The organism is Corynebacterium sp. 2571A (assembly GCF_055700935.1).
In genome coordinates this window covers 229,209-243,255 of sequence record NZ_JASTTE010000003.1, presented here as the reverse complement: position 1 = coordinate 243,255, position 14,047 = coordinate 229,209, and the positions used below count along the sequence as shown (strand labels likewise).

The 14,047-nt window shown below is 66.7% G+C and carries 10 protein-coding genes; 4 read left to right on the top strand and 6 right to left on the bottom strand.

What is annotated here, in order from left to right; genetic code table 11:
• Positions 1 to 6: 6 nt before the first annotated feature.
• Complete coding sequence (locus QQS53_RS07565; protein ID WP_472775465.1) at positions 7 to 1,323, bottom strand: YjiH family protein; 1,317 nt, start codon at positions 1,321 to 1,323, stop codon at positions 7 to 9.
• 322 nt (positions 1,324 to 1,645) lie between these two features.
• Here QQS53_RS07565 and QQS53_RS07560 point away from each other — a divergent pair, with 322 nt between their 5' ends.
• Positions 1,646 to 2,707, top strand: coding sequence for an alcohol dehydrogenase catalytic domain-containing protein (locus QQS53_RS07560; RefSeq protein ID WP_472775253.1), 1,062 nt, complete (start codon positions 1,646 to 1,648; stop codon positions 2,705 to 2,707).
• A 1-nt stretch (position 2,708) separates the two neighbouring features.
• Here the strand turns inward: QQS53_RS07560 and QQS53_RS07555 are convergent, their stop codons facing one another.
• Positions 2,709 to 3,983 (bottom strand): MFS transporter, encoded by a 1,275-nt coding sequence (locus QQS53_RS07555; RefSeq protein ID WP_472775252.1) that lies wholly within the window; start codon positions 3,981 to 3,983, stop codon positions 2,709 to 2,711.
• Between the two features lie 105 nt (positions 3,984 to 4,088).
• Here QQS53_RS07555 and QQS53_RS07550 point away from each other — a divergent pair, with 105 nt between their 5' ends.
• Entirely contained in the window at positions 4,089 to 4,595 is a 507-nt protein-coding gene (locus QQS53_RS07550) for a hypothetical protein (protein WP_472775251.1), read from the top strand.
• Between the two features lie 67 nt (positions 4,596 to 4,662).
• On the opposite strand, the gene QQS53_RS07545 is transcribed toward QQS53_RS07550, so the two are convergent.
• Genes QQS53_RS07545 through QQS53_RS07535 form a run of 3 tightly spaced genes read right to left on the bottom strand, consistent with a single transcriptional unit; the run spans position 4,663 to position 8,048 of the window.
• A complete protein-coding gene (locus QQS53_RS07545; RefSeq protein WP_472775250.1) occupies positions 4,663 to 5,499 on the bottom strand; it encodes a hypothetical protein in 837 nt (278 codons plus the stop codon).
• A complete protein-coding gene (locus QQS53_RS07540) occupies positions 5,499 to 6,311 on the bottom strand; it encodes a DNA primase (RefSeq protein ID WP_472775249.1) in 813 nt (270 codons plus the stop codon). The genes QQS53_RS07545 and QQS53_RS07540 overlap by 1 nt, the downstream gene beginning before the upstream one ends.
• Positions 6,312 to 6,365: 54 nt before the next feature.
• Complete coding sequence (locus QQS53_RS07535) at positions 6,366 to 8,048, bottom strand: carboxylesterase/lipase family protein (RefSeq protein WP_472775248.1); 1,683 nt, start codon at positions 8,046 to 8,048, stop codon at positions 6,366 to 6,368.
• Between the two features lie 116 nt (positions 8,049 to 8,164).
• On the opposite strand from QQS53_RS07535, the gene QQS53_RS07530 reads away from it, so the two are divergent.
• Together QQS53_RS07530 and QQS53_RS07525 are read left to right on the top strand one after the other, a co-directional pair.
• The gene (locus QQS53_RS07530; protein WP_472775247.1) at positions 8,165 to 8,932 is read left to right on the top strand and encodes a hypothetical protein; all 768 of its coding nucleotides are present in this window, start codon (positions 8,165 to 8,167) and stop codon (positions 8,930 to 8,932) included.
• Between the two features lie 144 nt (positions 8,933 to 9,076).
• Positions 9,077 to 12,820: a multifunctional oxoglutarate decarboxylase/oxoglutarate dehydrogenase thiamine pyrophosphate-binding subunit/dihydrolipoyllysine-residue succinyltransferase subunit gene (locus QQS53_RS07525; RefSeq protein WP_472775246.1), complete on the top strand. Its 3,744-nt coding sequence runs from the start codon at positions 9,077 to 9,079 to the stop codon at positions 12,818 to 12,820.
• A gap of 88 nt (positions 12,821 to 12,908) precedes the next feature.
• Here the strand turns inward: QQS53_RS07525 and QQS53_RS07520 are convergent, their stop codons facing one another.
• The gene (locus QQS53_RS07520; protein ID WP_472775245.1) at positions 12,909 to 13,937 is read right to left on the bottom strand and encodes an HNH endonuclease signature motif containing protein; all 1,029 of its coding nucleotides are present in this window, start codon (positions 13,935 to 13,937) and stop codon (positions 12,909 to 12,911) included.
• Positions 13,938 to 14,047 lie beyond the last annotated feature (110 nt).

Genomic DNA, 14,047 nt, shown 5'->3' with positions numbered 1-14,047 from the left:
CAGGCTTTAAGTCCCGAGCCCTAAGATCTCGAAGAGCACGTAGGCGATGGGCGTGGCCAGCACGATGGTCAGGGCCACCCGCTCGAACCAGATGGCCAGCATGTGCCAGAGCTTGATCGGGATCTTGGTCGCCAGGATGCAGGGCACCAGCGCCGAGAAGAAGATAATCGCCGAGACCGAGACCACCCCGATCACGAACTTCAGCACCAGGCTGGACGAGTCCGCCACCGCGGTGGCCGGCAGGAACATCTCCGCCACTCCCATCGCCGAGGCCTTGCCGGCCAGCACCGGCTCCGGCAGCCGCACGATCCAAGCGAACGGGTAGAACAGGTAGCCAATCCACTCGAAGACCGGGGTGAACCGGGCCAGCAGCAGGCCGATGAGCCCGACGGACATGATGGAGGGCACGATGGCCCCCGACAGCTTCAGCCCGTCCAGGAAGTTTTCGCCGATGCCCTTGCGCAGCGACGGGGCCGTCGCCAGCGCCTGCAGGGCCTCGCGCCAGGCTTCGCGAAAGCGGTTGCCCTGCACGGTGCGCTCCGGGTCCGGTTCGGCGGAGTGGTAATACTCGTCCGGGATGGTGCGCAGCGGCGGAATGCGCACGGTCACCGCGGTGACCAGGAACGTCACCACCAGGGTGACGGTGAAATAGATGCCCCAGATATTCATGATGTCCAGCGACTTGGCGACGATGACCATGAAGGCGGCCGAGACCGTCGAAAAGCCCGTGGCCACGATCGAGGCCTCGCGCGCGGTGTAGCCGCCGCTTTGGTAGACGCGGTCGGTAATGAGGATGCCCAGGGAATAAGAGCCGACGAAGGACGCGACGGCATCGATAGCCGAGCGCCCCGGGGTCTTCCACAGCGGGCGCATGATGGGCTGCATGAGCACCCCGACGAATTCCAGCAGACCGTAGCCGATGAGCAGGGCCAAAAACGCCCCGCCGATAGGAACGATCAGCCCGACCTGGACCGCGATCTTATTCCACAGGAACGGGACCAGATCCTCCTCGCCCAAAACCCACGGTAGCTTGTCGATGACCATCAGGAAGCTGACCACCAGCCCCACGACGTTGAGCACGGTGAAGACCGCCTGGAGCGGGCCCTGCTCCCAGTTCTTGTTGGCAATGGAGCGCCACGTGCCGTAGGCGGCCAGCGCCAGGATGATCCACGGCACGACCCCGGGCAGGTACTGCTGGATGATGGTCACCAGGTGATCCAGCGGGATGGACTGCTTTCCGTCGTAGGTGACGGGGAAGAAAAAGACGAAGGCGCCGATGGCGCTGTAGACGAACAGGCGCCACTTGCCGTCCACCCGCGGCAAGGGGGCGGCTTCGACCCGCTCGTCGGCGGGCGGTTGGGATTGAGTAGTCACTGCTTACTCCTGGTCGATCGGGGTTTCGGCGGGGCCCGAAAAGCCACGAGAAGCGCGCACGCCAAAAGGGGGCATACGGCCCTCCCGGGTTTTGGGCAACCGGGGTGAGGTCTGTGATGCCCGCGCGACAGCCAGACGCGAGTAGCACTAAATGTAACCTAGAACACTTTCAATGTCCAGTAGGTTCCCAATTACTAGACTGGGCGGCGTCCCCGTCCCCTATCCGCACCACGCACACCCGCACCTTTCGGTAGAAAACACGGAGAAATACATGACCACCATGAAGGCAATCCGCCACATCGGCCTGCACACTTTCCCCGAGCTCAAAGACATCGAACGCCCCACCCCGGCACCCACGGAGGTCCTGCTGAAGGTCGCCGGCTCCGGCGCCTGCCACTCCGATGTCGCCATCTTCGACGAATTCGGCGAGTCCTCCCCCGCCGTCTACCACCGCGAATTCACCCTGGGCCACGAGGTCACCGGCTGGGTCGAAGAGGTCGGCTCCGCCGTGGAGGGCTTCGCGAAGGGCGACGCCTACCTGGTCTACGGCCCGCTGGGGTGCGGCCGCTGCTCCATGTGCGTGCGCGGCGATATGCTCCAGTGCCGCAACCGCGCCGCCAATACCCCCGCCGGCATTGGCCTAGGCCGCGACGGCGGCATGGCCGAGTACGTCACCGTCCCGGCGCGCAACCTGGTCCCGCTGGGCGATGCCGACCCCATCGCCGCCTCCGCCCTCGCCGACGCCGGCCTGACCCCCTACCACGCCATCAAGAAGGCCCTGCCGACGCTCAACCAGGGCGGCCAGTACGTCCTGGTCATCGGCCTGGGCGGGCTGGGCCTGCTGGGCATCCAGATCCTTAAGGCCATGACGAGCGCGACCATCATCGCCACCGACACCAAGGAATCCGCCCTCAAGGAGGCCGAGCGCCTGGGCGCTGTTACCGTCGCCTCCGACGACGACGTTGTGGACAACATCCTGGCCGCCACGGGTGGCCGGGGCATTGACGCCGCTTTCGACTTCGTCGGCCTGGGCCAGACGGTATCGACGGCCATGGCCACCGTCGGGCCGGACAGCCGCGTGACCGTCGTCGGCCTGGGCAACGGCTCGCCCTACGAGTTCGCCTGGCTGACCTCGCCGCGCGAGACCGAGCTGATTTCCACCTACTGGGGCACCCTGCCCGAGCTGCACGAGCTGGTCGAACTCTTCCGCGACGGCTACCTCGAGCCGATGTACACCACCTACCCGCTCAGCGAGGGACTCGAGGCCTACCGCAAGCTGCAGGCGGGCCAGGTCTCCGGCCGCGCCGTCATCGTCCCGCACGGTAGCGCCTAGGCTAACGATGCCTCCGCGGCCGCCGCGGTCCCCCGATCAGGCGCGGGATAACCCGCAGCTTGGCCGGGGTGGCAGGCAGCGGCTCGCGGGAGAAAGCCCACGCGACAACGCCCATAAGCGCCACCGCCCCGCTGACCGCGAAGGCGGTCTTAAAGCCGTAGATATCCGCCAGCGCGCCCACCACGACGGGCCCGAAGATGGAGCCCAAATCCATGGCCATCTGGAAGCTGGAGAGCACCTGCCCGCCGGAGCGCTCAGAACCGATGATGTCGGCCAGCGTGGCCTGCTGGGCGGGGTTGATGAACCCGGCCGCGGCGCCGGTCAACACCGAGAACCCAATCAGCAGGGGCAGCGAGTCCGCGTGCCCCAGCAGCCAGGTAAAAACGGCCGAACCGCACAGGCCAACCAGGATCATCGGGCGGCGGCCAAAGGTATCCGCCCAGCGGCCGGAGAACTGCAGGACCACGGCGTTGCCGGCGGCAAACGCCGCCAGCGCGTAGCCCGCGGCGGCGGAGCTGTTGGCAAAAACCGCGGCGGCAAAGAGCGGGATGACCGACACGCGCACCCCCATATTCACCCAGCCGTGGGCGAAGCTGGAGGTCAGCGCGGCCCGGAAGGCGGTGTCCTGCCAGGCCTGCGAAAGCTTCATCGGCGGCAGGCTGGACTGTGCGGTGGCCCCTCCCGCCGAGCGCGGCATCAGCCACCAGACCACCCCGGCAGCCAGCGCCACACCCAGGCCGTAGATGAAAAACGGCCAGCGGAAGCCCAAAAACGCCAACCCGGCGCCCAACAGCGGCCCGGCGATATTGCCCAGCAGGAACGCAGTCCCGTACAACGCCGAGCACCGGCCGCGGATCTGCGCCGGCGACAGGCTGACAATGAGCCCCATGGCCGAGACCGTGAACATCGTCGAGCCAATTCCGGCCAGAAAGCGCAGCGCGATGATGTGCCAATAAGCCTGGGCCAGCGAGACCAAGCCCGTCATCACCGCCACGGTCAAAAGGCCCGTCAGATAGATCCGCCGGGAGCCAATCCGGTTGATCAGGTAGCCCGAGGCCGGGGCGAAGAGCAGCCGGGAGGCGGAAAAGATCGACACGACCAGGCCCGCCGCGGCCATCGAGACGTCGAAGCTCACCACGAACTGCGGCAGCAGCGGCGCGATCAGCCCGTAGCCCAGCGCGATGATGAAGGCAGCGGCCACCAGCACCCAGATCTGCTGGGGAATGGCCGGGGTGGCTGGGCTGGACTGCGGGGACTCTGGCTCGGTATCTGACATGGCAAATCCCTAGCTTAGCCGGTGGCCCCAAATCCGCCAGACCAGTTCGCACACGCGTTCTATTTCCGCGCGGCTGTGTCCCGGCGGGCCGCTAACGTTTCCGGCATGAAGAACACGAACTACCACCCCCAGCCCACCGCCACCTCGACCGTCTCCCCTAGCCGCTTGGCCTCCGAAATCCAGTTCACCGCCTGGGAGGAAGCCCGGGCGCTGACCAGCATCATGCGCCACCCGCGCTCGCTGGCGCGGCCGCTGGCCAACTGGCGCCCGCCCTCGGTCTCCCTGCCACCCGTAGCCGGCAGCCCCGGGCTCAACGTGGCCATCACCCGCCACCGCGTCGGCCCCCGCGCCAAGGCCCGGGCGAAAGGCTACGGCGCCGAGCGCGAGCCCGCCTACGTGGTCTCCCTCCGCTTTACCCACGCCGGCGGCGACTTCGTCGACAGCACCACCCCGGAGGCCTGGGTCCGCGCCGTCATCGACAAAGAGCTTATCGATGCCGTCCACGAGCTCAGCTCCGGCACCGCCCACACCTTCATCTGGCTGGTCGACCGCGACTTCCGCCCGGTCCATTCCCCCATCTCACTGTTCGCCGGCTTCGACCAGGCCGCCTAACCGGCCGATGGTTCAGCCTTCGGTTAGTGCCCGCCGAGCGCCCGGTTAGCGGCTGGTTAGCGGCCGGCTAGCGGCCGGTCTGCAGGGCGCGCCGCTGGTAGGCGCGCATCTGCTTGCGGGCCAGCGCCGCCTCATCCGGCGAGCGCAACAGCCCGCCGAAGTGCTCCACGTTGCCGCAGTAGCTCAAGCGCAGCTGCAGGCGCTCGGGCAGGGTGCGAAGCGCCACCCCGGCCAGGAGCAGGCAGAAGATCTTGTCGATGGTGTCCGAGGTCAGCACCTGCATGACGGTAGAAAACTCGAGATTGCGCGACAGCAGGAAGAAAAAGTCCGTCAGACGGCTCAGCCCCGCCGCGCTGGTCTCGGGCTCTGGCCACAGCCGGGGCGGGCACGAGGCCAGCCCGGTAGCCAAGCCGATGACCCACCCGGCGCCCAGGATGCGCAAGACCGAGGCGCACCACCCGCGCTTTGCCGCCGCGCCGAAGAGCAGCCCGGTCAGCGCGCCCACAGAGGCGAATGCCAGGTGAGCCGGCGCCCCCAGCGCCATCACCGCGCCGCTAGCCGCACCCGTGGCCATGCCCAGCAGCGGCCCGCCCGCGATGGCCGCGATGCCGGTTCCAATACTGTCGAAATAAAACGGCAGCTCCCAGGCCCGAAACAGCAGGCCGACAGCCACGTTGACCGCCACCCCGCAGGGAAACAGCCACATTACTCTTCCCGGCAGTTCGTCGAGCTGGGCCGCCAGCAGCAGGAGCGTGGCTAACAGCGCCCCCAGCCACATCAAAATCGCCGGGGTGGACGCGCACACCCCCTTCGCCAACAGGCTAGAGGGGTGGACGACACCGGCGGCCCATACGGCGATGAGCAGCGCGGTGGCCGCGCCGACGACAACCTTTCGCCAGGCCATTAGTCCTCGCCGGTGGTGTCCTCGTAGTCGGCGAAATCGGCATCGTCGACGTCCTCGCCGAAGATGTCGTAGACATCCGGCTCATCGAATTCGCCCGCGTCGAAGGAGACCAGCTGGGCCTCCCAGTCAAGCGCCTGCTCGGAGACCAAGCCCAGCACGTCGAAGAGGCGGTCGAAGTCCGTGTAGGTCCCCAGCTCCAGGGTCTCGGCTGGCACCTCGATGATCGGCGCGCCCTCGGCCAGCTCCCCGCTCTCGAAGAGCGCGATCCGGTCCTCTTCCACGATGCCCTCGGCCTCGCCCTGGTCCCAGGCCTCCGAGATGGCCTCGTCCTCGGCGGCGTCGAGTTCGTCCTCGTCGAAGTCGAAGGCCAGGAAACGCACGATCGCCTGCGGGATTCCGTCTACCGTCTCCACGAGCACGCGGAGCTCGGAGTCCTCGCCCACCTCGGCGACGACCAGGTTCGGGTTGAAGGAGTCCTGCTCGAATTCCAGGTCGGAAATCCGCTCGTCGGTGCCCTCGATGAGATCCCGCAGGACCGTAACCACTTGGTCGGTGGCGATGTGGCGGGCGACCGCCTCGGTCGCGTCCTCGACGGAAAACGCCACCGAGACCAGCACTGCCTCGAAGTTCTCGTCATCCTCGTCGACGTCCGCGGCAGCGATGTAGACGTTGGCAGCGGGCAGCAGCGGGTCAATCTCCACGAACTGGATCTCCAACTCCGCGGTAATCGGGACGAACAAGACGTCGTCGTTGACCCGGGATTCAATTCCTTCGGCGTCCAAGGCAATTGCAATATCTTCAAAAAAGCTCATGGTCAGCAATCCGTCCTTGTGTTTAGGCAGTGGTGCACCGGCCCTAGCCTACCGCTAATCGGGTTCGCTCGTGATGAAACCCAGTTCCGCCAGAAGCTCCGGGCGGCCCGCACCCCACTCCAGCATGGAATAGTCCTCCCAGGCGCGGCGCTGCTCGGCCTTGGGGTCGTGGTCCACGCGCGGCGGGATGTCGAAAACCTGGGTCGCGCGCAACTCGGATTCTTCCCCGCCGTCCACCCGGTAGCGCGGCCAGCTGGGTGCAGGCTCCGACTCCCAGATGAACCGCGCCCAGTGTTCCTGCATCAACTGGGTCATCGACTCCCCCGCGTCCCCGTTACCCAGCTTGGTCACCAGCGACATTCGCGAAGAATTCGGATCCCCGAAGACGTTGGCCAGCTCCAGCGAATGCACCGCGCCGAGCCCCAGCCACCGCAGCGCCATCGGCGTGTAGTCGAAGCGGTACATCCACGTCGGGTAGCGCTGGGCGTGAGCACCGGCGGCGCGGACGGTGGGCGCCCAGAAGAGGGCATCGGAAAGCAAGTCGGCGAAATCCCGCCGCCCTTCGGCCCGGCCGTAGGCGTCCACGACCTGCTCGGCGTTGTGTTCGTCGAAAGAGCGCAGCACCCGCAGCCCGGCGCGGGCGCGGGAGTCCTCCCGCTGGAACAGGTACTTCGCGAAGCTGGTCTCGCCCGAGTTGGTCCCCACCAGTAGCGGCACGCCGGCCTGGGTGCCCTTCTCGAAGGCCTCCAACGGGTGCACGGGCAAAACGTCGTCGTCGAGTGTGGGCGCGTAGCAGGAATTAAGGTGCAGCAATTCCCCGGCGCGCCACATCATCGACTGCCCGGCACGCACCAGGTCCGGCCACTCCTCCGCGCGCAGCTCCTCGATGCCACTTCCCCGCGGCAAGGCCAAACGCTTGACCAGCTCGCGCGCCCACAGGGTCGACTGCGCGCGGGAATGAATCAGCCCGATGGGCGGCGACTGGGCGATGGCCTTGTGGAAAAGCCCGTGGGCCGCCGGACTCGTCATGAGGGTAAGCACCGCGGCCGCCCCAGCCGACTCGCCCATCAGCGTGATGTTGTCCGGATCCCCGCCGAACTGGGCGATATTGTCCCGCACCCATTCCAGCGCCAGCAGCTGGTCCAGCACCGCTGGGTTGGCCACGCACTCGCCGGGCAGGCTGCGCAGATCCAGGTAGCCCAACGCGCCGAGCCGGAAGTTGAGGGAGACGTAGACGACGTTCATCGACTGCGCCAGGTGGAAACCGCGCAGCATCAGCATGTGCGACGAGCCCATGATGAAAGACCCGCCGTGCAGGTAGACCACCACCGGCAAGCGCTGCGTGCCCGTGGGCCGCACCACGTCTAGGTTCAGGCAGTCCTCGCTGCCGATGACCCGCTCGGTCCAGGAATAGGTCGGCTGCGGCGCCACCTGGCCGAAGTCCCGGCATTCGCGCACGCCCTCCCAGGCCTCCACCGGCTCGGGGGCGCAAAACCGCCCGGTACGTGCGGTGTCCTTGCCGAAGGGGATGCCCTTCCAGGAGCTGACGTCGAGCCCGTCGTCGTCATGCTCGCGCTTGCCGTGGACCCACCCGGCCGTGGTCCGGATGGTCAGCCCGTCCCCGGGGTGCGCATGGGCGGCCGCCTGGGCTGCGGCGGCGCGGGCATGGGCGGCCGCCGCTTGCCGGCGCGCGGCAGCGACTGATTCTTCTTCCCACTCCTCGTCCCAGGGCCCCATGGATTCCAGCGTAGTAAGCTCGCGTCGGGTTTGCGCAACCTTACGCACGCTTGACGATGCCCCACCGCTCTTTCCCCTAGAGTGGTATAGGACCTATTTATCGGAGGAGACGAAACGTGTTTGGAATTGGTAAGAAGGACAAAGAAGAAGGCGGCGCCGTCGACACCGTCACCCCAGAGGAAGCCGCGGCAAACCTGGAACGCTACGACATCGACCCCGACCACGCCGACAAATGGACGGCCACCCTACTCAAAAGTCTAGATAAGGCCGTCAAGATCCAGGCCGGCACCATCGTCAAATACGTCGAGTCGGTTAAAAAGCGCAACCCGAACGCCACGCCGGAACAGCTCCAGGAGATTATCGACAAGCACTTCCGCAACATCACCACCGGAACGGGCGCGGGCGCCGGCGCGGCTGCCTCCGTCCCGGGCGTCGGCTTTTTCACCGGCGCGGCCGCCATCGGGGCGGATTCGTTGGTCTTCCTGGAGGCCGCCGCCTGGTACATCCTGGCCTCCGCGCACCTGCGGGGCATCGATGTCAGCAACGAGGAGCAGCGCCGCGCGCTGGTGCTGCTGGTGCTCACCGGCTCGAAGGGTTCGGCCATCGTCGACACCATCGTCGGCGACCTGGGCCAGGGCGCCAGCCTGTCGAGCGCGGCATCGCTTACCCGTTTTTCCGCCCCCACCCTGTCCGGGATGAACGCCCGCCTGGGCAAACTGTTTGCCAAGCAGATCACCAAGCGCTTCAAGTGGGCGTGGGTCTCCAAGCTGATGCCGCTGGGAATCGGCGCGGTGTTGGGCTCGGTGGCCAACCGCAAGCTGGCCCGACAGGTCATCGATCACGCCCGCGCCAACCTCGATCCGCTGCCCGCTATCACCAATTAAGAAGCGAGATTGTCAGCGCGGTATAGCCCCGTATCATTGGGAGCGGACCACTTTGCTGGGGGCATTACCCCCGCCGTGGATGTTTACCACTAAAGTTGATGTGACTACCCGACAAAGCTAAAGGAAAAGAGGCGAGCACCTGCCGTGAGCAAGTCGAATATATTCGGCCCGAACGCGTGGCTGATTGACGAACAGTTCCAGCAGTATTCCCAAGATCCATCCTCCGTAGATAAGGAATGGCGGGAGTTTTTCGAGGCCAACGGCGCCCCTAAAAAGTCGGCTGACGCTGGCAAATCGGGGTCGCCCAAGCCGCAGAAGAACAAGCCGGCTAAGGCCGCCAAGGAATCTGAAGGCACGACTGCCAAGACCAAGCAGAACGTCCGCGAGACCGAGGTCACCAAGGGCGTGAAGAAGGCCCAGAAGGAATCCACCAAGGCCAACACCCCGGCTAAGGAAAAGGCCCCGACCTCACCCCTGGATCGCATCGGCGCTACCCCCGAACCGGGCCAGAAGCCGCTCAAGGGTACCTTCAAGGCCATCGCCAAGAACATGGATGAGTCGCTGGAGATCCCGACCGCGACCACCGTGCGCGACATGCCGGTCAAGCTCATGTGGGAAAACCGCTCCATGATCAACGACCACCTCAAGCGCACCCGCGGTGGCAAGATCTCCTTTACTCACATCATCGGCTACGCCCTAGTCAAGGCCACCCAGATCCACCCGGCCATGAACGTGCGCTACGAGGTTTCCGACGGCAAGCCGACCGTCGTCCAGCCCGAGCACATCAACCTGGGCCTGGCCATCGACCTGCCGCAGAAGGATGGCTCCCGCGCGCTGGTCGTCGCCGCCATCAAGGAATGTGAAAACAAGGGCTTTGCCGAGTTCGTCGACGCCTACGAGGACATCGTCACCCGTTCCCGCAACGGCAAGCTGACGATGGACGACTTCTCCGGCGTGACCATCAACCTGACGAACCCGGGCGGCATCGGCACGCGCCACTCCATCGCCCGCCTGACCAAGGGCTCCGGCTCCATCATCGGCGTGGGCTCCATGGACTACCCGGCCGAGTTTGCCGGCGCCTCCGCGGACCGCCTGGCGGATCTGGGCGTGGGCCGCCTGGTCACCCTGACCTCCACCTACGACCACCGCGTCATCCAGGGTGCAGAGTCCGGCGAGTTCCTGCGCACCATCGGCCAGCTGCTGGTCGACGACAAGTTCTGGGACGAGCTCTTCGCCGAGATGGGCGTTCCCTACCAGCCGTTCCGCTGGGCCCAGGACGTGCCGAACTCCGGCGTGGACAAGAACACCCGCGTCATGCAGCTAATCGAGGCTTACCGCTCCCGCGGGCACCTGCTGGCCGACGTCAACCCGCTGGGCTGGCACCAGCCGGGCCTGCCGTCGCCGGATCACCGCGACCTGGACATGTCCACCCACGGCCTGACCATTTGGGATCTGGACCGCACCTTCAACGTCGGCGGTTTCGGTGGCAAGGAATCCATGACGCTGCGCGAGGTCCTGTCCCGCCTGCGTTCGGCCTACACCCTGAAGGTCGGCTCCGAGTACGCCCACATCCTCGATCGCGACGAGCGCAGCTGGCTGCAGGATCGCCTCGAGGACGGCATGCCCAAGCCGACCAACGCCGAGCAGAAGTACATCCTGCAGAAGGTCAACGCCGCCGAGGCTTTCGAGAACTTCCTGCAGACCAAGTACGTCGGCCAGAAGCGCTTCTCTCTGGAGGGCGCCGAGTCCCTCATCCCGCTGATGGACTCCATCATCGACACCGCCGCCGGCCAGGGCCTGGACGAGGTCGTCATCGGCATGCCGCACCGCGGCCGCCTGAACGTCCTGTTCAACATCGTGGGCAAGCCGTTGGCCGAGCTCTTCGAAGAGTTCGACGGCAACTACCGCGGCGGCCAGCTGGGCGGCTCCGGCGACGTCAAGTACCACCTGGGCGCCAGCGGCGAGCACCTCCAGATGTTCGGCGACGGCGAGATCAAGGTCTCCCTGACCGCCAACCCGTCCCACCTGGAGGCCGTGGACCCGGTGCTGGTCGGTATGGCCCGCGCCAAGCAGGACATCATCGACCAGGGCGACGAGGGCTACTCCGTCGTCCCGCTGATGCTGCACGGCGATGCCTCCTTCACCGGCCTGGGCGTCGTCCAGGAGACCATCAACCTGTCCAACCTGCGCGGCTACACCGTCGGCGGCACCATCCACATCGTGGTCAACAACCAGATCGGCTTCACCACCACCCCGGATTCCGGCCGCTCGACCCACTACGCCACCGACCTGGCCAAGGGCTTCGACTGCCCGGTCTTCCACGTCAACGGCGACGACCCGGAGGCCGTCGTCTGGGTCGGCCAGCTGGCCACCGAGTACCGCCGCCAGTTCGGCAAGGACGTCTTCATCGACCTGCTGTGCTACCGCCTGCGCGGCCACAACGAGGCCGACGACCCGTCGATGACCCAGCCGGTCCTCTACGACCTCATCAACGACCACAAGGGCGTGCGCGAGTCCTACACCGAGGACCTTATCGGTCGTGGCGACCTCTCGGCGGAGGACGCCGAGGCCGCCGCCCGCGACTTCCACGACCAGATGGAATCCGTGTTCACCGAGGTCAAGGAAGCCGAAAAGACCGGCCCGCAGGAGCAGACCGGCATCACCTCCTCCCAGGAGCTGACCCGCGGCCTGGACACCTCCATCACCGCCGAGGAGATGAACGAGCTGGGCCAGGCCTTCGTCAACCCGCCGGAGGGCTTCGACCTGCACAAGCGCGTGTCCAAGGTGGCCAAGGAGCGCGCCAAGACCGCTCAGGAAGGCGGCATCGACTGGGCCTGGGGCGAGCTGCTTGCCTTCGGCTCGCTGGCTAACTCCGGCAAGGTCATCCGCATCGCCGGTGAGGATACCCGCCGCGGTACCTTCACCCAGCGCCACGCGGTACTGTTCGACCCGGAGACCGGCGAGGAGTACAACCCGCTCAACCACCTGGCCGACGCCAAGGGCAACGGCGGCAAGTTCCTCATCTACAACTCCGCCCTGACCGAGTACGCCGGCATGGGCTTCGAGTACGGCTACTCCCTGGGCAACCAGGACGCCCTGGTGGCCTGGGAGGCCCAGTTCGGCGACTTCGCCAACGGCGCGCAGACCATCATCGATGAGTACGTCGCCTCCGGCGAGGCCAAGTGGGGCCAGACCTCCTCGCTCGTGCTGCTGCTGCCGCACGGCTACGAGGGCCAGGGCCCGGACCACTCCTCCGCCCGTATCGAGCGCTACCTGCAGCTGTGCGCCGAGGGCTCGATGACCGTGGCCCAGCCGACCACCCCGGCCAACCACTTCCACCTGCTGCGCCGCCAGGCGCTCGGCACGATGAAGCGCCCGCTGGTCGTCTTCACCCCGAAGTCCATGCTGCGTAACAAGCAGGCGACCTCGGCCGTGGAGGACTTCACCGAGGTGACCTCCTTCCGCTCGGTCATCAACGACCCGAACCAGGTGGATCACAACGGCAAGGTCGTCGGCGACCCAGACAAGGTCAAGACCATCATGCTCTGCTCCGGCAAGATCTACTACGACCTGGAGAAGAAGCGGGAGAAGGACGGCCGCGACGACGTCGCCATCGTGCGCGTCGAGATGCTGCACCCGATCCCGTTCAACCGCCTGCGTGAGGCCTTCGAGTCCTACCCGAACGCCACCCAGGTGCGTTTCGTCCAGGACGAGCCGGCCAACCAGGGCCCGTGGCCGTTCTACAACGAGCACCTGCGCGAGCTGATTCCGGACATGCCGGAGCTGGTCCGCGTGTCCCGCCGCGCGCAGTCCTCGACTGCCACCGGCGTGTCCAAGGTCCACCAGCTCGAGCAGAAGAACCTGCTCGATGAGGCCTTCGACGTCTAGACCGCGCTCTAGGCACGCCAGCTAGCCGGCCCGCTGCCCTCCCTCAACTAGGGAGGCGGCGGGTCGGTTTTTTAATCTCTGGGCGGGCCTACCGGGGCGGTATCCACACCGTCTTTCCGCGCACCCGGGCCATCCTGCCCCGCGATGCCGGCCCACCGCGCCCCTCGTCATCGTTCGCGCCGTTGTGGTGCGGGCACAAGGTCACCAGGTTGTCCATGTTGGTCGGCCCTCCCCGCTCCCAGGGTCTCATGTGGTGTATCTGGCATTCGTCGCCGCCGACCAGGCAGTCCGGCCAGGCGCAGACCGGGTTTTCCAGCAGCGCCAAGCGCCGCTGCTTGTCGGAGGCAAAGCGCTCGATGCGGTAGAGGTTCACCGGCCCGCGCACCGGGTCCACCAGACCGACGAAGCCGAACTCGCTGAGCTTGCGTCGCACCAGCTCGGCGCCGCTGATGACGGCGCCGTTGGTCAGCTGGACGGTGATGTCTTCGGCGCCGGAGGAGGCATCGCTAAGCAGGCGGCCGAAATCGCTGATGTCCATGACCGCGTTGGTGGTCGCCGGCGTGGCCGCCCCGCCTCCGCCTAGCAGGGCGGCGCGGGCGTCGTCGACCGAGTCGATATTGGCGTGCAGGTCCGCGATGAACGCCGAGTCCGCGGTAATCTTCCACGACCACAGACCGTCCTTGCCGCGGCGCATCTCGACGCCGGGCGTGCGGGTCGGGCTCGGGTTGGCCTCGCGCACCTTCCGGCGAGCGATGCGCCCCATCGCCTCCTCGTCCGCCGCAATGCCCGCGAGCTCCTCGAAGATGCGCCAGGCGTCGTCCTGTTTGCGGGCGCGCCCGACGTGGTACGCAATCACCAGCAGCACCGCCAGGTCGTGGCCAATCCGCCGGGCGGCGGCCAGGGCGCGGCGTTGGCGGCCGCGGTAGCGGGTTGCCCCGAAAAAGAGGTCGCGCACTCCCAGCAGCTCTTCGGCGCCGGCGCGCGTTGCCCCGGCGTGCTTTACGAGGTCGTCGGTACTGGCGCCGCGGACCTCCTCAAGCAGGGCGATGCCCGTCGCCCGCGCCCCGAAGTACGCCCGCGCGCGTTCTAATCGGTCTGGATCAAATTCTGTGTTCATGCCTCCACAACAGCAGCCGACGCCGCCGCGCTCAACCACGCGCGGCGACAGCCTGTGGATAACTGACCCAAGATATATGCGGGCGCATAGACCGCGGAGTTATCCACAGG

Bases quoted from the DNA above. Each gene is read 5' to 3' on its own strand.
- QQS53_RS07555 (WP_472775252.1), bottom strand. From the start codon at position 3,983: ATGTCAGATACCGAGCCAGAGTCCCCGCAGTCCAGCCCAGCCACCCCG.
- QQS53_RS07545 (WP_472775250.1), bottom strand. From the start codon at position 5,499: ATGGCCTGGCGAAAGGTTGTCGTCGGCGCGGCCACCGCGCTGCTCATC.
- QQS53_RS07520 (WP_472775245.1), bottom strand. From the start codon at position 13,937: ATGAACACAGAATTTGATCCAGACCGATTAGAACGCGCGCGGGCGTAC.
- QQS53_RS07540 (WP_472775249.1), bottom strand. From the start codon at position 6,311: ATGAGCTTTTTTGAAGATATTGCAATTGCCTTGGACGCCGAAGGAATT.
- QQS53_RS07550 (WP_472775251.1), top strand. From the start codon at position 4,089: ATGAAGAACACGAACTACCACCCCCAGCCCACCGCCACCTCGACCGTC.
- QQS53_RS07560 (WP_472775253.1), top strand. From the start codon at position 1,646: ATGACCACCATGAAGGCAATCCGCCACATCGGCCTGCACACTTTCCCC.
- QQS53_RS07535 (WP_472775248.1), bottom strand. From the start codon at position 8,048: ATGGGGCCCTGGGACGAGGAGTGGGAAGAAGAATCAGTCGCTGCCGCG.